The following is a 20,826-nucleotide window of genomic DNA, read 5'->3' as shown; positions in this document are numbered from 1 at the left end:
GTACGGCGACGGCGGGTCGCTGACCTGGGCGGGTGCGGTCGGTTTGCCTTCGGGGGTGGGGGGTGCGTATGGTGGTAGATCGTTTGATCCCATTTGCCCGGCGCCACCGCAGAGCGCGCCGTGTGGCGCGTACTCTCCCCTTGCCGTGGTGGACCGCATCGAGGCGGTCGTATTGCGAATCGCGATTCACGGAGTTGACGGGCGCGTGCCGACGAGAGACTCCGGAAGGTTTCGCATTCGCATGTCCATGACCAGTACTGATCACGTCGTCGTGCCCGAGAACGCCGAGGGCGTCGAGAGCGCGCCGGAGGCCGTCGAGGCCGCTGCCGCCGCCGCGGCCACGGAGACCCCCGAGGCTGCCGAGCCGACGTTCGCCGACCTCGGTCTGCCCGAGGGCGTCGTGCGCAAGCTCGCGCAGAACGGCGTGACCACCCCCTTCCCGATCCAGGCCGCGACCATCCCGGACGCGCTGGCGGGCAAGGACATCCTCGGCCGGGGCCGCACCGGTTCCGGCAAGACCCTCTCCTTCGGTCTGCCGACCCTGGCCACCCTGGCCGGCGGCCGCACCGAGAAGCACAAGCCCCGCGCCGTCATCCTCACCCCGACCCGCGAGCTGGCCATGCAGGTCGCCGACGCGCTCCAGCCGTACGGCGACGTCGTGGGCCTGCGGATGAAGGTCGTCTGCGGCGGCACCTCGATGGGCAACCAGATCTACGCCCTGGAGAAGGGCGTCGACATCCTGGTCGCCACCCCGGGCCGGCTGCGCGACATCATCAACCGCGGCGCCTGCTCCCTGGAGAACGTGGAGATCGCGGTCCTCGACGAGGCCGACCAGATGTCCGACCTGGGCTTCCTGCCCGAGGTCACCGAGCTGCTCGACCAGGTCCCGGCCGGCGGTCAGCGGATGCTGTTCTCCGCCACCATGGAGAACGAGATCAAGACCCTCGTCGACCGGTACCTGAAGGACCCGGTCAGCCACGAGGTCGACGCCGCCCAGGGCGCGGTGACGACCATGTCGCACCACATCCTGGTCGTGAAGCCCAAGGACAAGGCGCCGGTCACCGCCGCCATCGCCTCCCGCAAGGGCCGCACCATCATCTTCGTCCGCACCCAGCTGGGCGCCGACCGCGTCGCCGAGCAGCTGCGCGACGCCGGTGCCAAGGCGGACGCGCTGCACGGCGGCATGACCCAGGGCGCGCGCACCCGCACGCTGGCCGACTTCAAGGACGGCTACGTCAACGTCCTGGTCGCCACCGACGTCGCCGCGCGCGGCATCCACGTCGACGGCATCGACCTGGTCCTGAACGTGGACCCGGCCGGCGACCACAAGGACTACCTGCACCGCGCCGGCCGTACGGCGCGCGCGGGCCGCACCGGCACCGTCGTCTCGCTCTCCCTGCCGCACCAGCGCCGCCAGATCTTCCGGCTGATGGAGGACGCGGGCGTCGACGCCACGCGCCACATCATCCAGGGCGGCGCCGCCTTCGACCCCGAGGTCGCCGAGATCACCGGCGCCCGGTCGATGACCGAGGTGCAGGCCGAGTCCGCGGGCAACGCGGCGCAGCAGGCCGAGCGCGAGGTCACCCAGCTCACCAAGGAGCTGGAGCGGGCCCAGCGCCGCGCCACCGAGCTGCGCGAGGAGGCGGACCGCCTGGTCGCCAGGGTCGCGCGGGAGCGCGGCGAGGACCCGGAGACGGTGCTGGCCGAGGTGGCCGCCGCGACCGAGGCCGAGGTCTCGCTGCCCGAGCAGCCCGGCGCCCGGGACGTGGAGAAGACGGAGCGCGGCGGCAGCGGCAACGACCGCGAGCGCCCGTACGAGCGCCGTGACCACCGCCGTGACGACCGTCGGGACGACCGGGGTGACCGTGGTGGTTTCCGTCGGGACGACCGGCGTGACGACCGTGGTGGCCGTTCCTTCGACCGTCGCGACGACCGGGGCGACCGTGGTGGCCGCTCGTTCGACCGCCGTGACGACCGCGGTGACCGCGGTGGCTTCCGCCGGGACGACCGTGGTGGCCGTTCCTTCGAGCGCCGTGACGACCGTCGGGACGACCGGGGTGACCGTGGTGGTTTCCGTCGGGACGACCGGCGTGACGACCGTGGTGGCCGCTCGTTCGACCGTCGCGACGACCGGGGCGACCGTGGTGGCCGCTCGTTCGACCGCCGTGACGACCGCGGTGACCGCGGTGGCTTCCGCCGGGACGACCGTGGTGGCCGTTCCTTCGAGCGCCGTGACGACCGCGGCGGCCACCGTGGCAGCGACCGTCCGTTCAACCGCGACCGCCAGGGCGACCGCCCCGGCTTCCGCTCCGGCGGTCACGACCGCCCGTACGGCCGCCGCGACGACCACCGCGGTGACCACCGGGGTTCGTCCTTCGGCCGCCGTGACGACAAGCCGCGCTGGAAGCGCAACGGCTGACGCCTGAACACCTGAGACGCGCCGTGGCCTCCGCCCCACCGGGCGGAGGCCACGGCGCTTCGCGTTGCGGTCCGGTTTCGGCCACGAAGTCCACGGCGTGACGCATGTCACGCTCGCCGCGCGGGAATTGCTGGGAGCATGACAGATGACGCCAAGGCAAGTGGGCTGTCGGACGAGGAACGGCTGGCCCAGCTCGGCTACACCCAGGTTCTGGCCCGCCGCATGTCGGCGTTCTCCAACTACGCGGTCTCCTTCACGATCATCTCGGTCCTGTCGGGCTGCCTGACCCTCTACCTCTTCGGCATGAACACGGGCGGCCCCGCCGTCATCACCTGGGGCTGGGTCGCCGTCGGCCTGATGACGCTCTTCGTCGGCCTGGCGATGGCCGAGATCTGCTCGGCGTACCCGACCTCGGCGGGCCTGTACTTCTGGGCACACCGCCTGGCGCCCCCGCGCACGGCGGCGGCCTGGGCCTGGTTCACGGGCTGGTTCAACGTGCTGGGCCAGGTCGCGGTCACCGCCGGCATCGACTTCGGCGCCGCGTCCTTCCTGGGCGCGTACCTGAACCTGCAGTTCGACTTCGAGGTGACCCCGGGCCGCACGATCCTCCTCTTCGCCGCGATCCTGATCCTCCACGGTCTCCTCAACACCTTCGGCGTCCGCATCGTCGGCCTGCTGAACAGCGTGAGCGTGTGGTGGCACGTCGTCGGCGTCGCGGTCATCGTCGGCGCGCTGACCTTCGCGCCCGACCAGCACCAGTCGGCGTCCTTCGTCTTCGGCGAGTTCGTGAACAACACCGGCTGGAGCAGCGGGGCGTACGTCGTCCTGATCGGCCTCCTGATGGCCCAGTACACCTTCACCGGCTACGACGCCTCCGCCCACATGACCGAGGAGACCCACGACGCGTCCACGGCCGGGCCGAAGGGCATCGTCCGCTCCATCTGGACCTCCTGGATCGCGGGCTTCGTCCTCCTCCTCGGCTTCACCTTCGCCATCCAGTCCTACGACGGCGCCCTGACGTCCCCGACCGGCGCGCCGCCCGCGCAGATCCTCCTCGACGCCCTCGGCGCGACGGCGGGCAAGCTGCTGCTCCTCGTGGTGATCGGCGCCCAGCTCTTCTGCGGCATGGCGTCGGTGACGGCCAACAGCCGCATGATCTACGCCTTCTCGCGGGACGGCGCGCTGCCCTGGTCCCACGTCTGGCACTCGGTGAACCCGCGCACCCGCACGCCCGTCGCCGCGGTCTGGCTGGCCGCCCTGGCCGCGCTGGTCCTGGGCCTGCCCTACCTCATCAACGTGACGGCATACGCCGCCGTGACGTCGATCGCGGTCATCGGCCTCTACATCGCCTACGTCATCCCGACCCTGCTGCGCGTCCGCAGGGGCGCCGCCTTCGAACGCGGGCCCTGGCACCTGGGCCGCTGGTCGCAGCCGGTGGGCGTGGTCGCGGTGACGTGGGTCGGCGTCATCACGGTCCTGTTCATGCTGCCGCAGGTCTCCCCGGTCACCTGGGAGACCTTCAACTACGCGCCGGTCGCCGTCCTGGTCGTCCTGGGCTTCGCCGCGACCTGGTGGCTGGCCTCGGCCCGGCACTGGTTCCTCAACCCCGAACACGAACGCACCCGCGCCCGCGCCGCCGCCCAGGCCCACGCTCCCGAGCCGGTGGACCCGTAGCCCGGGGCCCCGCGCCCTCCGACGCGGCCGTGACCCCGATACCCGATCGGCGTCCCGGCCGTGTCGGGCTATGCTCGGTGTGGCAACATCACGCAACACCGCGCGGCACCCCGCCCGGGCCCTTAGCTCAATTGGCAGAGCAGTGGACTTTTAATCCATTGGTTGTGGGTTCGAGTCCCACAGGGCCTACCCGCCGGACCCCAGCTCACCACAGGTACGAGCTGGGGTCCTGTCCTTTCCGGCGCACCCCCCTCCTTCCCCCTCCCCTTCCTCTCCCTTGAGCGGGAAGATGATCTGTTCTAGACAGGGTGCCCGTGAACGAGAACACGGCCGCCGTGCTGGCGGCACTCATAGGCGTCGCCGGTGCCCTGGGCGGAGCCTTCATGGGCGCCTGGATGCAGCGCAGAGCCACCCTGGAGCAGATCGCCGCTCAGGAGAGAGCCGAGCAGCGCGGCCAACTCCGCACCGACCGCCGCGCCTCCTACGCGGAGGTCATGGACGCCTCCGAGCGGTTCATCGCTTCCCTCGACGACATCGTGGCCGCCCGGCGTGAGACCGCGGGACCGCCGGGCGCGGCGAGCGGGTGGGAGCGGATGCGCGAGGAGAGCCTGGCGGCCATGAGGATGCTGCGCCGCGCGATCTGGAACGTGCGGGTGGCCGGCCCGGAGGACATGGCCGACCTCGCGAAAGGGATCTACGACGTGAACATGCGCCGCTTCGAGACCGCGTTCGACCGGGCCCTCACCTTCGAGGAGATGGACGAGCGGCTCAACCGCGAGAACGCCGAGTTCCGGCAGTCGCGCTCACGGTTCGTCACGGGAGCCCAGCGTCTTCTCGGCAACGGTGGACCTGGGTTCGATCAGCGCTGATCCGGTACAGCACGTTGCGGTCCCGAAGGCGGTCGCGTCGTCCGGATCGTCGTAGGGGGAGGATTCGCGACCTCGATCAGCGGGGAGAGCGGGCATCGGGAAGGCGGGCCCTCTCGGCGGACCGCGGGACCTGGACGCGGGGCCCAGGGACCGTCGGGCCGACGGGTAGAGTCCCCCGGCATGAGTGCAACTCCCCCCGACGAAGGCCTGGTTGACCTACGGCCCCGCCGAGTCACCCCGCGCCGCCTCGGTGCCGCCGCCGTGGTCTACGGCGTGTTCGTCGCGGGCTGGTACCTGGGGCAGCCCGTGACCCCCGAGTGCCGGGCCGACCAGGCCGCACTCGACCGGGCCGCCGAGCGGTACGCCCCCGAACCGTCCCCCACACCCCCACCCACGCCCATGTCCAGGCCCACGCCCGCGCCCAGCCGCCCCTCCCTCACCGACTTCGCCCCGGCACCGTCGGCGTACCCGGACCTCGCCTCGCCCGGCGCCGTCGGGCACACGGTGACCCTCACGGCCACCATCTACTCCGTGGCCTGCACGAACGACACGAGCGAACGGCCCCGCCTCGGCGCCTGGTTCGAGGGCGACTGGAGGTAGCGCCGGATGCCCGCCTGGATCACCCGGCGCCGCCTCGGCGTCGTCACCTTCCTGTACGCCGTGTTCCTCGCCGGGTGGTGGCTGGGCCAGCCCGTGCGGTCCGACGGCTGCCAGGAACAACGGCCCACGGCCGGGGCCGAGGGCGGCCAACCGATGGAACCGGCCGACCTCGGCCGCTACGTCGAGAGCCTCGGTCTCGACTTCGGTATCCGCGACTGGGCCGACGACCTGGACGGCCGCCGTGACGGCGAGTACGGCCCCGGCGACCAGGAGTACGAACTGCGGTACGGGTCCGGACCGTACGCCACGTCCGGTACGGACCACACCTTCTGCACCTACACGAAGCGCGCCCGCCTGGTCGCGTGGGTCAACGGCGACTGGAGCTGACCGGGCCGGACCGGCGGAGGGCCCGCACCATCCAGGGCTGGAAGGGCAGGTGGCCGGGGATCACCTGCCAGTCGTTGACGGTCCACACCAGGCGCCAGTACCGCTCGACGAGCGGGTCGTGCCCGGCCTCGAACCGCCGGGCCATCCACTCCCGCAGCCCGGCGTCGTCGGGACGCCCGAGCACGGCGGCGAAGCGCGCGACGACGGCGTCGACCACCGGGACGGCCTCGTCGCCCTCCGGGTCGATGCCCGCCGCCCTCGCCTCGGCGACGGCCTGCCGGACGTACGGGACGAGTTCCGCCACCGCCTCCGGGGCCGCCCCCGGCAGCACGTCCTCGTCGGCGGGCGGGAGCCCCGCGTGCGCCATGCGGGTCCGGAAGTCGTCGTCGGCGACGAGTTCCGCCAGCTCCACCCACGCGGCGAGCCGGGCGTCGGACGGTTCGTCAGGGAGTTCCGGCAGGGCGGTGCGCAGGGCGGCGGCGGTGGTGCGGGCCTGGGGCGTGCCGGCATCGAGCGCGGCGACGAAGTCGGCGATCAGGCGCCGCCGTTCGTCGGAGGTGAGGCGGGCGATGCGGTGCATGAGTACGGTCTCCTCGGGGCCGGAACCGCGCCGGGCGACGAGCCGCAGCAGGCTGTGGCGCAGCCGCAGCGCGCGGATCTGCAGGGCGGTGGCTTCGGCGTGCGCGGCGGCGACCTCGGCGACGGAGAGGTCACCGTCCAGGACGCGCCGGATGGTGGCGAGGCCGACGTCCAGCTCCCGCAGGACGGAGATGAGGTGAAGGCGGCCGAGGGCCGCCTCGCCGTACCGGCGGTAGCCGGCGGGGGTGCGGTCCGTGGGCGGCAGCAGTCCGGTGTCCGAGTAGAACCGGATGGTCCGGACCGGGACGCCGGTACGGGCCGACAGTTCACCGATCGAGTGCGGGGGCGTCGCGCCGTTCATGAGCCCACCCTGCGGTCTCCAGTCACTGGAGAGTCAAGCCGGAGGGCGCTGCCCGGCTTCCGGGCGTCCGCCGCGCGGCGAAGGGGCCGCTGCCGGCCATGACCGACAATGGCGGCACTCCCCGCCCAGCCGTCCGCCCGCACCCTCGGAGTGCCGCCCATGCCCCTCCCCCACGTCCTCCTCTCCGCCGCCGTCTCCCTCGACGGCTACCTGGACGACACCGGGCCGGAACGCCTGCTGCTGTCCGGGCCCGCCGACTTCGACCGGGTCGACGAGGTGCGGGCCTCGGTCGACGCGATCCTGGTAGGGGCCGGGACGGTCCGGGCCGACAATCCGCGGTTGCTGGTGAACTCGGCCGAGCGGCGGGCGGCCCGGGTCGCGGAGGGCAGGGCGGAGTACCCGCTCAAGGTCACGGTCAGCGGCAGCGGTGAGCTGGATCCGGCGGCGTGCTTCTGGCACACGGGCGGCGAGAAGGTGCTGCTGACCACGGACGGCGGGGCCCGGCGGGCCCGGGCGCTGGGGATCGGCGCCGATGTGGTGTCCCTGGGGCCGCAGCTCGACTGGCGCCGCGCGCTGGAGTACCTGCACGACCGGCGGGGGGTGCGGCGGCTCATGGTCGAGGGCGGCGGGACCGTCCACACCCAGCTGCTCCAGCAGGAACTCGCCGACGAACTGCAGCTCGTCCTCGCGCCGCTCCTGGTCGGGGACCCGGCCGCGCCCCGGCTGTTCGGGCCCGGCGCCTATCAGGGCGGGCGGCTGCGGCTGGTGGAGTCGCGGCGGATCGAGGACGTGGTGCTGAACCGGTACCTGCCCACCGCGCCCGGCACCGGCGAACGGGTGGCCGCCGCCGACCGGCACTGGCTGGCGCTCGCCTGTGAGCTGGCCGAGCTGTGCCCGCCGTCGGACACCGCGTTCAGCGTCGGGGCGGTCGTGGTCGCCGCCGACGGGAGCGAGCTGGCGCGGGGGTACTCGCGGGAGGGCGGCGATCCGGTGGTGCATGCCGAGGAGGCCGCGCTCGCCAAGGTCGATCCGGCCGACCGGCGGCTCGCCGGCGCCACCGTGTACAGCAGCCTGGAGCCCTGTGCCCGCCGTGCCTCCCGGCCCGCCCCCTGTGCCCGGCTGATCCTCGACGCCGGGGTGCGCCGCGTGGTCACGGCCTGGCGGGAGCCGGACACCTTCGTGCCCGGCGCGGACGGCACCGGGGTGCTCACCGCCGCCGGTGCGACCGTCGTCGTACTGGCCGAGTACGAGGCGCGGGCTAAGGCGCCGAACCGCCACCTGGAGGGGTAGCAGGGCAGGGCGCGGGGATACCGATGTGCATTCCGCCCCGGGGATGACGTACAGTGGTGGACACAACGACGCGGGGTGGAGCAGCTCGGTAGCTCGCTGGGCTCATAACCCAGAGGTCGCAGGTTCAAATCCTGTCCCCGCTACTGAAGGCCGAGGGCCGGAATCCGAAAGGGTTCCGGCCCTCGGTGCGTGTGTGCGCATCCGCCGTGTCATCCGGTCGGCCCTCACCGCTCGCCGCCCGCGCCCGCTGCCGGAAACCTGGAGTCCGGGACGGCAAGCGGCACGGACGTGCGGGGTGGCGGGAGACGAGTGGTGCGGCCAGGTGACGTGGACGACGAGGGAGCGTACGCCAGAGCCGGCGGCCGCCTCCCCGGCGATCCCGTGCCCGACCCGGGCCTCGGCCTCGGCGACGAGTCGCAGCCCCTGCCGCCCCCGGCGCCGCCGCCCCGGCGGCGGGCCCGGTACGGGCGCACCTTCGTGCACGCGCTCCCGGTGCTGCTGATCGTCGTCGCCATCCTGTACGACATCCTCACCCCGAGGTACTTCACCGCCGGCCCCCTCTACACGGCCGCGCCCCTGATCGCCGCCCCGCTCTACTCCCGGCGCGGCACGGCGCTCACCGGCGTCGCCGTGGTCGCCGCCGTCATCGGGCTGCAGCTCGGCAAGGGCGTCATCCACTACGTGGACTCCCTCACCGAGCTGATCACCATCGCCACGGTCGCCGTGCTGGCCGTCATCGTGAACGGCCTGGTCCGGCGCAGCAGCGAACGCCTGGTCTCGGTCCGCGAGATCGCCGAGGCTGCCCAGCGCGCCGTACTGCCCCAGCCCGCCGAGCGGATCGCGGGCTTCGAGATCGCCGTCTGCTACGAGGCCGCGCAGGCGGACGCCTTCATCGGCGGCGACCTGTACGCGGTGCAGGACAGCGCCCGCGGCGTCCGGCTCATCGTCGGCGACGTGCGCGGCAAGGGCATGGGCGCGGTGGCCGCCGTCGCCGTCGTGATCGGCGCCTTCCGGGAGGCCGCCGAGCAGGAGGCGACGCTGGAGGCGGTGGCGCAGCGGCTGGAGCGGGCGCTGGCGCGCGAGGGCACCCGGCGCGACGGACTCGACGCCTTCGAGGGCTTCACCACGGCCGTGCTCGCCGAACTCCCGCACGGCGACGGGACGGTCCGCATCGTCAACCGCGGGCATCCGCCGCCCCTGCTGCTCTACGCCGACGGCACCCTGGGCCCGCTGCCCGCCCGTGAGTCGGCGCTGCCGCTCGGCATGGGCGAGCTGGGTGTGTGGCCCGACCGTGCGGAGGAGGTCGCCTTCCCCGGTGGGGCCACGCTGCTGCTGTACACCGACGGACTGACCGAGGCCCGGGACGCGAAGGGCGAGTTCTACGATCCGCAGGCGCGGCTGGCCGGCCGCGCCTTCCCGCATCCGGCGACCCTGCTCGACACCCTCGCCGAGGACGTGCGCCGGCACTCCGGCGGCGGCATGGCGGACGACATGGCGCTGCTCGCGGTACGGCGGCCCCGGCGCGGCGACCATGATCATTGTCACGAGCCGTGACAGCCCGAACCCCCTCCGCATAACAACTGATGCACCATCAGAAACATGTGGCGTGAAGGGGAATACTGAGGCAGGGTCAACTCGCCCGATTTTCGCCGGTCGTGAGGTGTACGTCCGGGCCGTTTTCGTTAATGATCAAGAGGAACGGCTTGGAATCACGGCCCCGCGTCTATTAACGTTCGATAACGCAGCGCGGTCGTCCCAGCCGTCACAGAAGGCGGCTCCGTGCGCACGCGCCGAATCCCGCAAGGGAACCGGGGAACCACCACATTGGGGTGAATCGGGTGTATGCCGCCGTGGAGACACGGTCGTCGGGCACTCGTAGGAGACCTTCCTGCTCCGAACCCGTCAGCTAACCCGGTAGGCGAGAAGGAAGGAAAGGAGTACGCCCACGTGGCGTCCAACCGGCCTGCCCCCGAGGCCCCGTTCGTGCCCACCGGGCACGGCACCGACACCTTCGGCTACGACGCCCCCCGCGCCGAAGAGGGCCCCTGGGAGGAGTGGAACCCCACCGCGGAGTCCATCCGCCCCGTCCGCGGCCGGCACCGCGTCGCCAAGCAGCGCGGCGGGCTCGCCCGCAGCTCCACCGTCCTCGGCGTCGGTGTCATAGCCGCCGTCGGCGCGGGCGGCATGGCCAGCGCGCAGACCGGCAAGCCGCCGGTGTCCATCTCCATGCCGGACCTGCCGAACGTCGGCTCGCTCCTGCCCGGTGACGACGGGGAGTCGGAGCCCGAGGGGTCCGCCACCCCGCTCAGCGGCATCACCCAGGCCGTCGCCGCCGACAGCACGGAAGGCACCGGCACCACCGGCGCCGGAGAGTCGCTGCGGGCCCGGATCATGGCGCAGGCCGAGCAGCAGCAGGCGCAGGTCGAGAACAAGGCCGCCGCCGAAGCGCAGGCCGCCGCCGAGAAGAAGGCCGCGGAAGCCGCCGCCAAGGCGGAGAAGGAAGCCCAGGAGAAGGCCGCCGCCGCCAAGAAGAAGGCGGAGGAGGAGGCCGCGAAGAAGGCCGAGGCCGAGCGGCTGGCGAAGCTGGCCAAGCAGTACACGCTGCCGACCTCCTCGTACACGATCTCCTCCACCTTCAACCAGGCGGGCTCCCTGTGGGCCTCCGGCCACCACACCGGCCTCGACTTCGCCGCCCCCACGGGCACGCTGCTCAAGGCGGTGCACAGCGGCACGATCACGTCGGCGGGCTGGGACGGGTCGTACGGCTACAAGACCGTGCTCACCCTCGACGACGGCACCGAGCTCTGGTACGCGCACCAGTCCTCCATCAACGTCAGCGTCGGCCAGAAGGTCACCACCGGTGACGTCATCGGCCGCGTCGGCGCCACCGGCAACGTCACCGGCGCCCACCTCCACCTGGAGGTCCACACCGCCGACGGCAGCGGCATCGACCCGATGGCCTGGCTGCAGAGCAAGGGGCTCACCCCCTGATCCGCCCCGCTCCCTGATCCGCCCCGCCGAACCCCGGCGGTCCTGACGGCAACCCCCCGACGTCAGGGCTGCCGGTTCGCGGGGTTTTCGCGTGCCTGCGTGCGGGTGCCCGTGGGTGCGTGTCGGAATGGTCGGCTCCGGTGCGGGTGTTGAGTAGTGACATGACTTCTCTGCGCAAGCTCGGCTCCTCCGACCTCGACGTGTTCCCGCTCGCCCTGGGCGGCAACGTCTTCGGCTGGACCGCCGACCGGGACACCTCCTTCGCCGTCCTCGACGCCTACACGGCCGCGGGCGGCAACTTCGTCGACACGGCCGACGTCTACTCCGCCTGGGTCGACGGCAACAGCGGCGGCGAGTCCGAGACCGTCCTCGGGCAGTGGCTCGCGGCCCGCGGCAACCGTGCCGACGTCGTCCTCGCCACCAAGGTCAGCGAGCACCCCGAGTACCCGGGCCTGTCCGCCGCGAACATCAAGGCCGCGGCCGACGCCTCGCTGCGCCGCCTGGGCACCGACCACATCGACCTCTACTACACCCACTACGACAAGCCCGAGGTGCCCGTCGAGGAGATCATCGGCGCCCTCGACGAGCTGGTGAAGGCCGGCAAGGTGCGGCACATCGCCGCCTCCAACATCTCCGCCGAACGGCTCGCGGAGTCCCTGGAGTTCTCCGACCGCGAGGGCCTCGCCCGGTACGTGGCCCTCCAGCCGCACTACAACCTCGTCTCCCGCGACACGTACGAGGGCGAGCTGCGCGACCTCGCCGAGCAGGCCGGTCTCGCCGCCGTCCCCTACTACGCCCTCGCGGCCGGCTTCCTCACCGGCAAGTACCGCCCCGGCGCCGACGTGGACAGTCCGCGGGCGGGCGGTGCGGCCAAGCACCTGGAGACCGAGCGGGGCCGCCGGGTGCTCGCCGCCCTGGACGAGGTCGCCGCGGCGCACGACGCCCCCGTCGCCACGGTCGCGCTCGCCTGGCTGGCCGCCCAGCGGACGGTGGCGGCGCCGATCGCGTCCGCGCGCACGGTGGAGCAGCTGCCGGACCTGCTGGGCGTCGCCGAGCTGAGCCTCACGGAGGACGAGGTCGCGCGGCTGACCCGGGCGTCCGCCTGAGCGGACGGACGGCGCGGGCCTACGGCCGGTGCGGGCCGGGCGGTGCGTACGGGCCGTACGGCGAGGGCGGGCCGTACGGCGCCGAGGCCGGGCCGTACGGCGCGTGCGGTGCGTAGGGGGCGTACGGGGTGGGAGCGGGGTGCGGGGCGTACGGGGTGGGTGCCGTCCAGGGGGCGTACGCGCCGTGCGGTCCGCCGTACGGATGCGCCCACGGCGGCAGTGGCCGCGGCGGTGGTGCCGTGGCCCGGGCCGCGTGGTCCAGCGCCGGGCGGGCCACGTCCCGCAGGTGCCACAGGGCCTCCAGCAGTGCCCGCTCCCGCACCGTGAAGTCGGCGCCCGCCCGGCCCCGGCGGGCGCGCCGGCGCAGGAACGCCACCGAGGTCGCGCAGGCCTCGTACCGCGCCACCGCCCGCGCCCCTTCCTTCCCGGCGTGCCGGCGGGCGTACTGCCGGGCGATGCGGCGGGCCCGCATCGAGCCGAGCGCGTAGGGCTCCGCGGGCGTCAGCCATCCGGCCGTGACGTACGCGGGCAGTTCGGCCCGTACGGTGCCCAGTTCGCGCTGTCTGGTCCAGATCACCAGCCAGGTCAGCAGGCCGAAGGACGGCACCATGAACGCCGCGTACACGGCGAAGAAGCCGTACTCGCCGAACGCGGCCGAGCCGTTCCACAGGGCGTGCATGCCCATCGCGAGCAGCAGCCCGGCCAGCGGGAGCAGGGACCGGCGCAGGTGGTGCCGCCCGGCCGAGAGCGCGGCGATGCCGAAGCCGATGCCGGTCAGCACGGTGAACAGCGGGTGCGCGAAGGGCGACATCACGACCCGCACGAAGAAGGTCGCCGCGGTGACGGAGGCGATGCCGCGGTCGCCGGTCAACTGGTCGGTACCGAAGGCGGTGCCCAGGTACAGGATGTTCTCGGTGAAGGCGAAGCCGGTGGCGGTGACCCCGGCGACCACCACGCCGTCGACGATGCCGGTGAAGTCCCGTCTGCGGAAGAGGAAGACCAGGAGGACGGCGGCGGCCTTGGCGGACTCCTCGACGACCGGGGCTATGACCGTGGCACCCCAGGTGTCCGCGCCGGCCGGATCGGCGGTCGCGGTCGCTATCCAGCGGGTCGCGAAGCTGTTGGCGACGATCGCTATCAGCGCCGCCGCGCAGGCCCCCCAGGCGAAGCAGAACAGCAGGTTCCGCCAGGGGCCGGGATCCACCCGGTCCAGCCAGCGGAACGCGGCCAGGAGCAGCGGCACGGGCAGGACGGCGAGGCCGAGTCCCACCAGGAAGCCCTGCGTACCCGTCTGTTGGCGCACCAGGGCCAGGATCACCAGGCCGGAGAGCGCGAGCAGGGTGATCAGCGCGCCGTAACGGACCCAGGTGCGCTGCCACCAGTGCGTATGCCGGTGCGCACGGGTCGGATACGGGGGACAGGTGGCCACGGCATGGACCCTAACCGGTGGGGGGCGGCTCCTTGTGCTGTACGCGACGGAAGAGCAGGTCGTTCACCACATGTCCCTTGTCCAGTCCCTGGCCCTCGAAACGGGTCAGCGGCCGGTGTTCGGGACGTGGCGCGAATCCGCCGCCGGGCACGGTGTTCTCGAAGTCGGGGTGCGCGGTGAGCACGTCGAGCATCTGCTCGGCGTACGGCTCCCAGTCGGTGGCGCAGTGCACGACGGCACCCGGGGCGAGCCGGGTCGCGGCCAGGGTCAGGAACTCCGGCTGGATCAGCCGCCGCTTGTGGTGCCGCTTCTTGGGCCACGGGTCGGGGAAGTAGACGCGCAGCCCGGCCAGGGAGCCGGGGGCGAGCATCTCGCGCAGCAGGATGATCGCGTCGCCGTTGCCCACCCGGATGTTGGACAGCCCCTTGCGCTCCGCGAGACCGAGCAGGTTTCCCTGGCCGGGGGTGTGGACGTCGACGGCGAGGACGTTGGTGTCCGGGTCGGCGGCGGCCATCCGGGCGGTCGCCTCGCCCATGCCGAAGCCGACCTCCAGGACCACGGGGCGGGCGTTGCCGAAGAGCGCGGCGAGGTCGATGACCCGCTGTCCGTCGATGTCCAGCCCCCAGACGCCCCACAGCCGCTGCAGCGCGTCGGCCTGGCCGGCGGTCACCCGGCTCCGCCGGGGCTGGAAGCTGCGGATCCGCCGCTCGAAGTGCGAACCGGCGGGATCGGCCTTCGGCCCGTCGGGGAATCGGGGCTCGCCCTTGGCGCGGACGTGCCGCAGGGAGGCGCCGCCCGGGGGTGGCGGGGGAGCGGCTTGGGCTTCGGGGGTGCGGTGCGAGTCAGACACAATGCGTCGATTTTAGTCGGCGCACGCGGTTGCGAAGACCTATCGATGCAGTTTTAATCTATAACGCGAGCGATAACTTTAAGCGAGTACGACGAGACACGACGAGAGACGACCACGCAGGGGAGAACCGCCGTGATTCACCACCAGATCCGCCTCGCCATGCGGCCCGACGCACCTCAGGACAAGGTCGACGAGGCGCTGGAGATGCTCCGCAGGATGGGACGTGAGATCGACGCCGTCGCGTACTGGGCGGTTGGGCGGGACGTGGGCGGTGACTTCGACTACGGCGCGATGTTCGCGGTCGAGGACATCGAGGCCTACCGGGCGTACATGTACGCCCCGCTGCACCGGCAGGTCGACGAGATCGGGCTGCCGCTGGTGCGGAACATGGTCTCCCACGACCTGACCGACGACGAGGACCCGGCCACGGGCGACCTCATCCGGCAGATCCACGCCGAGCGCTTCGCGGGGGACCCGGCCCTCGTCGCCCTGATCGAGGGCCTCGGCTCGTACGCCGGCAGCAGCGCGCCCGGGGGCGACGGGGACAGGTCTTAGGGCCGGTCCGTCCCCAGCATCGCCAGTGCCCTGCGCGCCACCTCACGGCCGATGGGCAGGGACGCGGTCGCCGCGGGCGACGGCGCGTTCAGCACGTGCACCGCGTGGGCGCCCTCCTTGATCAGGAAGTCGTCCACCAGCGTGCCGTCCGCCAGCACCGCCTGCGCCCGCACCCCGGCCGGGGCGGCGACCAGGTCGCCTTCCGTCACCGCCGGCAGCAGCCTGCGGACCGCCGCCGTGAACGCGGTCCTGGACAGGGACCGGCGCAGCTCGCCCGCGCCGTACTTCCAGTGCCGCCGGGCTATGTGCCACGACCCGGGCCAGGCCAGGGTCGCGGCCAGCTCGCGGGGGTGCACCACGCCCCAGCCGTACCCCTCGCGGGCCAGCGCCGGCACCGCGTTCGGCCCGACGTGCACGCCCCCGTCGATCCCCCGGGTCAGATGCACCCCGAGGAACGGGAACGCCGGGTCCGGCACCGGGTACACCAGCCCGCGCACCAGCTCCGGTCGCGCCAGCTCGTAGTACTCGCCCCGGAAGGGGACGATCCGCATGCCGGGGTCGTCCCCGGTCAGCCGGGCGATCTCGTCGCAGTGCAGCCCGCCGCAGTTGACCATGACCCGGGCCCGGAGCACGTCCCCGGCGCGGGTGCGGACGGCGACCCCGAGGCCGGGGCGCCGGTCGACGCGGTGCACCTCGGCGCCGTAGCGGATCTCCGCGCCGGAGGCACGGGCGAGCTGCCGGGCCACGGCGCCGTAGTCGCAGATGCCGGTGGTGCCGACGTGGATGGCGGCCAGGCCGCGCACCTCGGGCTCGTACTCCTGGATCTGGGCGCCGCCCAGCTCGCGCACCGGTATGCCGTTCTCCCGGCCGCGCTGGACGAGAGCGTGCAGGCGGGGCAGCTCGGCGCGGTCGGTGGCGACGATCAGCTTGCCGGTGACGGCGTGGTCGATGCCGTATTCGGCGCAGAACTTGACCATCTCGGCGGCGCCCCGGACCGCGTAGCGCGCCTTGAGGGAGCCGGGGCGGTAGTAGACCCCGCTGTGGATGACGCCGCTGTTGCGGCCCGTCTGGTGGCGGGCGGGGCCCGGCTCCTTCTCCAGGACCGTGACCCGGGTGCCCGGGGCGGCGCGCGTGATCGCGTACGCCGTGGACAGGCCGACGATCCCGCCGCCGATCACCAGCACATCACAGTCGAACACTCGTTCCATCTCCCCGGTCCACCTCCCGGCTTCGATAGTGCACTGCGCCACTGACAATGCCCTCAAACCCGTCGGGGCGGGCGGATGCGGTGTGTGCGGCGGGCCGGCCGGTCAGGCCGGAGTCACCAGCAGCGGGCGGGCGCGCTCGCGCAGCTCCACGACGCGCGGCTCGTCGCCGTACGGCTCCAGGCGGTGCAGGAGGTCCTTCACGTACTCGGTGGTGCGGGCCGAGGAGATGCGGCCGGCCACCTCGACCGCCCGCACACCCTGCTCGCAGGCCGCGTCCAGATTGCCGGACTCCAGCTCGGCCACCGCCGAGACGACGAGTCTGAGGCCGTGCGAGCGTACGAACTCCTCCGTCGGTTTCGACAGCGCCTGCTCGGTGAAGCGGCGGACCTGGCGTGGTGCCTTCAGGTCGCGGTAGCACTCGGCCGCGTCGGCGGCGAACCGGTCGTAGGAGTAGAAACCCAGCCACGACGGATCGCTGTCGCCGGGGCGGGCGCGCTCCAGCCAGCTCTCGGCGGCCTTCAGGGCGGCGCCGGCCGCCGCCGCGTCGCCCGCGCGCGCGTGGGCGCGGGCCTCCACCAGGCGGAAGAAGCTCATGGTGCGGGCCGTGGCCAGGCCGCGGTTGCGTTCCAGGGCGGCCTGGGCGAGGTCCACGCCCTCGTCGCCGAAGCCGCGGTAGGTCGCCTGGAGGGACATGGAGGCGAGCACGTAGCCGCCGAGCGGGACGTCGGCCGCCGCGCGGGCCAGGCGCAGCGCCTGGATGTAGTACCGCTGGGCCGCCTCCTGCTGGCCGGTGTCGAAGGCCATCCACCCGGCCAGCCGGGTCAGTTCGGCCGAGGCGCCGAACAGGGCGCGGCCGACCTCGTCGGAGTAGGAGCCGAGGAGCAGCGGGGCCGCCTCGACGCGTAAGCACTCGGGGACCATCGACGAACGCCAGTCCCCGCCGCCGTACTTGGAGTCCCAGCGCCGGGCGTCCTCGGCGGCCTCGCGCAGCTTCTGGACGTCACTGTGGCCGACTTTGAGCGGTGCGCCGGAGCCCTCGGCCGGGCTCGCCTCGCGCGCCACCGAGCTGTCGGCCGGGGTTATCAGCCACCGCGAGGCGGGCGTCGCGTACGCGCTGACCGCGAACGATCCGGCGAGCGACTGCCAGATGCCGCCGCCGGTCCGGCGGCCGGCCAGGTCGAGACGGTACAGCTCGGTGGCCGACCTGACCGCCTGCCCGACGTCCCTCGGGAAGGCGAGGCCCACCTCGGGTGCCGGGTCCGCGTCCGCCAGGCCGATCTCGTGCAGCGGCACCGGGCGGCCGAGCTTCTGGCCGATGGCCGCCGCGATGAGGTGCGGCGCGGCGCCCTGGGGCACCATGCCCTTCGACACCCAGCGCGCCACCGACGTCTTGTCGTAGCGAAGTGTCAACCCGCGTTGGGCGCCGAGGTCGTTGACGCGCCGGGCGAGTCCTGCGTTGCTGATTCCCGCGAGGGCGAGAACGGCGCCGAGCTTTTCGTTCGGCCCGCGTTGCTCCCTGGACATGCGCCACCCCTCGACACAGACGGCTGCCGCGCTGGCATAACCACGCGGCATTCGTAAACCCAGCGTAGTTCGCCGCATCCCAGGCGTTAAGAGGCATTGTTCCGGATGGCGGGATTGTGGTCCGTACTCAAGTGCGGTGTATGTACGGTCCGTTGCCGCGTGCTCCCGATGTGTGGCCGTGCGCCCGTGCGTGCGCTCTTCTCCGGCCACGGCGGGAGCGATTCCATGGGCGGTGCGTGGGTCGGCCCGCTGTACTGGATCCAGTGGGCTGGGGGACGCCGCCGCCTACATCCCCGCGGGCGGCGGACCGGTCCGGGGGGCGAGTCCCGTCCCCCGGACCGCGCGCCGACCGCACTCCGCCGGTGGTGCGCAGAGTTTGTACGGAGCGTGTTCGGGTGCGACTGCGTGACGTCGATTTGGCTGAAAATCACCTCTGGTGATTTCGGGGTACTACCGCCCTCACCACGGGAGTTGAGGGCGCGTGGGGGAGCCAAGGGGCGCGTTGCGGGGGCGCATTCGCGTCGTCTTCACCTCCCTTCGGAGCGGCCTCCCAACGGCCTCCCCAGGGCGGTGCAAGAGAGTCGGCGCCCTCGCGTGGGCCTTCGCGAGAGCGCACTCAGGGAGCACACGCGGCTCCGCCGACGCTCTGTGGCGCGCCCTTCATGGCAGCATGGGGAACCAGTTCGTACGGTGCACTGGTTGTCCCCAGCCTGTGGAGGCGTCGATGCGGTGGTTGGTGGGGTGGAGCAGCGCCGCCGTGGGAGCAGGAGCAGCGGGGATCGCCGGAGCGGCCGGCTCCGCCGGGGTCACCGGCTCCGCGGGGGTCACCGGCTACGACGGGGAGACCGTGCAGCCCGTGGGTGCCCAGGCGTTGTGGGGCGACCCCGATCCGCTGTGGGCGGTCGGCGACTGGCGGCCCGACGAGGTGCGCGTCGTCACGGCGGACCCGCAGACCCGGATCGCCGTCCTCGGCATCTGCGGCGCCAGTGACGAGCAGCTGCGCGTCGCGCTGTTCGCCGCCCGCGGGGGCGCGCTGCGGCATCTGACGGCCTGGCCCGGCAGCTACACGGCCGTCGTCCAGGTCGGGCGGCGGATCACCGTCTGCGGCGACCTCGCGGGCGCGCGGCCCGTGTTCCACACCCCCTGGGCCGGCGGCACCGCCTACGCGACCGCCGCGCTGCCGCTCGCCGATCTCGTCGAGGCCAACCTCGACTTCGGCCACCTCGCCGCGCTGCTCGCCACGCCCGACGTGCCGGCCGCGCTGGACGACTCCACCCCGTACGACGGCGTGAAACGCGTTCCGCCGGGGCACGCGCTGATTCTGCGCGCCGGGGCGCGCGAGATCGCCGGGTACGAGCCGGTGGCCTCGCTCGCCGTCGCGGCGCCCGCGGCCGACCCCGAGCGTGCGGTGGACGGCGTGCGGGACGCCCTGGTCGAGGCGGTGCGCACCCGGCTCGCCGCGCCGCGGCACGTCCCCGGGGACGGCATCGACCCCGGGCCGGTGCCGGGCATGGGGCCCGCGGAACGCCGTGCGGCGCGCGGGATGCCGGTGCCGGGGATCGGGGCCGACCTGTCCGGCGGGCCGGCCTCGGGCACGCTGGCGCTGCTGGCGGCCGGGCTGCCGGGGATGCCGGGGACCGTGCTGGGGCACGGCACCGGGGCGGGGGAGCGGCTGCTGGCCGTCACCTTCAACGACCTCGCCGTCGGCGGGCAGGAGCCCGAGCTGGCGCGGGCGGGGGCGCTGGCCGCCAACCCGCGGCTGCACCACGTGGTGGTCACCGGCGGCGAGGACATGCTGCCGTACGCCGCGCTGGACGGGCCGCTGACCGACGAACCGGGCTCCGTCCTGGTCGCCGCGGCACGGCACCGGGCGCGGCTGGCGGCGGGCAGTGCGGACCACTTCACGGGGTACGGGGCGCGGCAGGTGCTCGACGCGCATCCGGCGCGGCTGGCCGACCTGCTCATGGACCGCAAGCGGCGGCACCTGGTCCGGCCGGTCGCCGCGCTCGCCAAGGCCGACGGGTCGGTGCTGGTCCCCGCGCGCGTGTACGCGGCGGCGCGGCGGCTGGCGCGCACGCCGTACCGGAGCGGTCTCGAAGTGCTCGCCGAGCGGTTGCTGCGGCGGCGGTTCGACCCGCCCGGTGACGGGGCGATGGACGCGTCCCTGGCCGCGCTGACCTGGGCCGGGGCCGGGCCGGCGGCGCGGTGGCTGACCGGAGAGGCGTTGGCTGAAGTATCGGTTCGCCTGCAGACGTCCTCGCAGCGGTCGGGGGTGGGGCCGGGGCAGCGTCCGGGGGACTTCCGGGCGCGGGCGGCGCTGGCGCGGCAGGCTTCCGAGGTGCGGGTGCTGGAGCAGGCCGCGGAGATCCGCTTCCAGCGGCTGCACACGCCGTTCCTCGACAACCAGGTCGTGCGGGCCTGCCGTGCCCTGCCGGAGGCGCTGCGGGTGCAGCCGGGGGCGCGGGCGGCGATCCTGCGGACGGTGCTGGAGGGGTCGGGGGTGAGCGAGCTGCCGAGCGGGTGGGGGGCGCCCACGCAGGCGCTGGCCGCCTCCACGGCGCGGACGGGGCTGCGGGTCGCCGCGGACTCGCTGCTGGGGTTGTTCGACCGGCCGCTGCTCGCGGAGGCGGGGCTCGTGGAGGCGCGGGTGGTGCGCAAGGCGGTGCGGGCGGTGGCCGCGGGTGAGCCGCTGCCGCTGGACGGGCTGGCCGACCTCGTCTCGCTGGAGCTGTGGCTCGGTCGCCTTCTCGCCCGCCGCGGCACCTGCTGGACCGGCACCCCGGCCCGCCAACGCGCGGTACCGGCGGGCATCGCGCCACAGCGGGGGGCGCTGGGCGGGGCGGGGGCGGTTGTGCGACGGGGGTGAGCGCCTGGGCCTCCGGCGGTTGCGCGGGGTGCCTGCGGCGGGCTGTGGGGGGTGGCGGGGTACTGCTGGCCGCCCGCGGTCGCCGAGCGGGCGAAGAGGACGGCCTCGCCCTGGCCGC

The 20,826-nt window shown here is 73.5% G+C and carries 16 protein-coding genes, 2 tRNA genes and 1 riboswitch; of the genes, 13 read left to right on the top strand and 5 right to left on the bottom strand.

Features of this window, described 5'->3' with window-relative positions:
- Window positions 1-241: 241 nt before the first annotated feature.
- From K7854_RS23915 to K7854_RS23890, 6 genes are all read left to right on the top strand, one after another.
- Window positions 242-2,419 carry a DEAD/DEAH box helicase gene (locus K7854_RS23915; RefSeq protein ID WP_226028618.1) on the top strand — a complete coding sequence of 726 codons (2,178 nt, stop codon included), beginning with the start codon at window positions 242-244 and terminating at the stop codon, window positions 2,417-2,419.
- A gap of 138 nt (window positions 2,420-2,557) precedes the next feature.
- On the top strand, window positions 2,558-4,093 hold the full coding sequence (locus K7854_RS23910; protein WP_226028617.1) for an amino acid permease: 1,536 nt from the start codon (window positions 2,558-2,560) through the stop codon (window positions 4,091-4,093).
- A gap of 116 nt (window positions 4,094-4,209) precedes the next feature.
- A tRNA-Lys gene (locus K7854_RS23905) sits at window positions 4,210-4,282 on the top strand.
- A 125-nt stretch (window positions 4,283-4,407) separates the two neighbouring features.
- Complete coding sequence (locus tag K7854_RS23900; RefSeq protein ID WP_226028616.1) at window positions 4,408-4,962, top strand: hypothetical protein; 555 nt, start codon at window positions 4,408-4,410, stop codon at window positions 4,960-4,962.
- Between the two features lie 180 nt (window positions 4,963-5,142).
- Window positions 5,143-5,562 carry a hypothetical protein gene (locus tag K7854_RS23895; protein WP_226028615.1) on the top strand — a complete coding sequence of 140 codons (420 nt, stop codon included), beginning with the start codon at window positions 5,143-5,145 and terminating at the stop codon, window positions 5,560-5,562.
- Between the two features lie 6 nt (window positions 5,563-5,568).
- Entirely contained in the window at window positions 5,569-5,949 is a 381-nt protein-coding gene (locus K7854_RS23890) for a hypothetical protein (protein ID WP_226028614.1), read from the top strand.
- Here K7854_RS23890 and K7854_RS23885 read toward each other — a convergent pair.
- Complete coding sequence (locus tag K7854_RS23885) at window positions 5,930-6,889, bottom strand: MerR family transcriptional regulator (protein ID WP_226028613.1); 960 nt, start codon at window positions 6,887-6,889, stop codon at window positions 5,930-5,932. The genes K7854_RS23890 and K7854_RS23885 overlap by 20 nt on opposite strands.
- A gap of 159 nt (window positions 6,890-7,048) precedes the next feature.
- Between K7854_RS23885 and K7854_RS23880 the strand changes: the two genes are divergently transcribed.
- The 5 genes from K7854_RS23880 (at window position 7,049) to K7854_RS23860 (ending at window position 12,276) form a co-directional block, all read left to right on the top strand.
- Window positions 7,049-8,179 carry a dihydrofolate reductase family protein gene (locus K7854_RS23880; RefSeq protein ID WP_226028612.1) on the top strand — a complete coding sequence of 377 codons (1,131 nt, stop codon included), beginning with the start codon at window positions 7,049-7,051 and terminating at the stop codon, window positions 8,177-8,179.
- A 69-nt stretch (window positions 8,180-8,248) separates the two neighbouring features.
- Window positions 8,249-8,322 (top strand) — tRNA-Met (locus tag K7854_RS23875).
- A 184-nt stretch (window positions 8,323-8,506) separates the two neighbouring features.
- A complete protein-coding gene (locus K7854_RS23870) occupies window positions 8,507-9,733 on the top strand; it encodes a PP2C family protein-serine/threonine phosphatase (protein WP_226028611.1) in 1,227 nt (408 codons plus the stop codon).
- A 224-nt stretch (window positions 9,734-9,957) separates the two neighbouring features.
- Window positions 9,958-10,115: riboswitch (cyclic di-AMP (ydaO/yuaA leader) on the top strand.
- A gap of 11 nt (window positions 10,116-10,126) precedes the next feature.
- Window positions 10,127-11,170 (top strand): M23 family metallopeptidase, encoded by a 1,044-nt coding sequence (locus K7854_RS23865; RefSeq protein WP_226028610.1) that lies wholly within the window; start codon window positions 10,127-10,129, stop codon window positions 11,168-11,170.
- A 161-nt stretch (window positions 11,171-11,331) separates the two neighbouring features.
- A complete protein-coding gene (locus K7854_RS23860; protein ID WP_226028609.1) occupies window positions 11,332-12,276 on the top strand; it encodes an aldo/keto reductase in 945 nt (314 codons plus the stop codon).
- A 19-nt stretch (window positions 12,277-12,295) separates the two neighbouring features.
- On the opposite strand, the gene K7854_RS23855 is transcribed toward K7854_RS23860, so the two are convergent.
- Window positions 12,296-13,705 carry a PrsW family intramembrane metalloprotease gene (locus K7854_RS23855; RefSeq protein WP_226028608.1) on the bottom strand — a complete coding sequence of 470 codons (1,410 nt, stop codon included), beginning with the start codon at window positions 13,703-13,705 and terminating at the stop codon, window positions 12,296-12,298.
- Between the two features lie 10 nt (window positions 13,706-13,715).
- Complete coding sequence (trmB, locus tag K7854_RS23850) at window positions 13,716-14,555, bottom strand: tRNA (guanosine(46)-N7)-methyltransferase TrmB (RefSeq protein ID WP_226028607.1); 840 nt, start codon at window positions 14,553-14,555, stop codon at window positions 13,716-13,718.
- Between the two features lie 132 nt (window positions 14,556-14,687).
- Here trmB and K7854_RS23845 point away from each other — a divergent pair, with 132 nt between their 5' ends.
- Entirely contained in the window at window positions 14,688-15,110 is a 423-nt protein-coding gene (locus tag K7854_RS23845) for a Dabb family protein (RefSeq protein WP_226028606.1), read from the top strand.
- Here K7854_RS23845 and lhgD read toward each other — a convergent pair.
- Window positions 15,107-16,318 carry an L-2-hydroxyglutarate dehydrogenase gene (gene lhgD, locus K7854_RS23840; RefSeq protein ID WP_226028605.1) on the bottom strand — a complete coding sequence of 404 codons (1,212 nt, stop codon included), beginning with the start codon at window positions 16,316-16,318 and terminating at the stop codon, window positions 15,107-15,109. The two genes, K7854_RS23845 and lhgD, sit on opposite strands and share 4 nt — an antisense overlap.
- Window positions 16,319-16,420: 102 nt before the next feature.
- Window positions 16,421-17,842 carry an NsdA family TPR-like regulatory protein gene (locus tag K7854_RS23835; RefSeq protein ID WP_226028604.1) on the bottom strand — a complete coding sequence of 474 codons (1,422 nt, stop codon included), beginning with the start codon at window positions 17,840-17,842 and terminating at the stop codon, window positions 16,421-16,423.
- Window positions 17,843-18,566: 724 nt separating this feature from the next.
- Between K7854_RS23835 and K7854_RS23830 the strand changes: the two genes are divergently transcribed.
- Window positions 18,567-20,708: an asparagine synthase-related protein gene (locus K7854_RS23830; protein WP_226028603.1), complete on the top strand. Its 2,142-nt coding sequence runs from the start codon at window positions 18,567-18,569 to the stop codon at window positions 20,706-20,708.
- Window positions 20,709-20,826 lie beyond the last annotated feature (118 nt).

The organism is Streptomyces hyderabadensis (genome assembly GCF_020404845.1).
Classification (GTDB): domain Bacteria; phylum Actinomycetota; class Actinomycetes; order Streptomycetales; family Streptomycetaceae; genus Streptomyces; species Streptomyces hyderabadensis.
This window is presented reverse-complemented; position numbering and strand designations above follow the sequence as displayed.

Bases quoted from the DNA above. Each gene is read 5' to 3' on its own strand.
- K7854_RS23890 (WP_226028614.1), top strand. From the start codon at position 5,569: ATGCCCGCCTGGATCACCCGGCGCCGCCTCGGCGTCGTCACCTTCCTG.
- K7854_RS23895 (WP_226028615.1), top strand. From the start codon at position 5,143: ATGAGTGCAACTCCCCCCGACGAAGGCCTGGTTGACCTACGGCCCCGC.
- K7854_RS23860 (WP_226028609.1), top strand. From the start codon at position 11,332: ATGACTTCTCTGCGCAAGCTCGGCTCCTCCGACCTCGACGTGTTCCCG.
- K7854_RS23835 (WP_226028604.1), bottom strand. From the start codon at position 17,842: ATGTCCAGGGAGCAACGCGGGCCGAACGAAAAGCTCGGCGCCGTTCTC.
- K7854_RS23915 (WP_226028618.1), top strand. From the start codon at position 242: ATGTCCATGACCAGTACTGATCACGTCGTCGTGCCCGAGAACGCCGAG.
- K7854_RS23830 (WP_226028603.1), top strand. From the start codon at position 18,567: ATGCGGTGGTTGGTGGGGTGGAGCAGCGCCGCCGTGGGAGCAGGAGCA.
- K7854_RS23880 (WP_226028612.1), top strand. From the start codon at position 7,049: ATGCCCCTCCCCCACGTCCTCCTCTCCGCCGCCGTCTCCCTCGACGGC.
- K7854_RS23885 (WP_226028613.1), bottom strand. From the start codon at position 6,889: ATGAACGGCGCGACGCCCCCGCACTCGATCGGTGAACTGTCGGCCCGT.
- lhgD (WP_226028605.1), bottom strand. From the start codon at position 16,318: ATGGAACGAGTGTTCGACTGTGATGTGCTGGTGATCGGCGGCGGGATC.
- K7854_RS23910 (WP_226028617.1), top strand. From the start codon at position 2,558: ATGACAGATGACGCCAAGGCAAGTGGGCTGTCGGACGAGGAACGGCTG.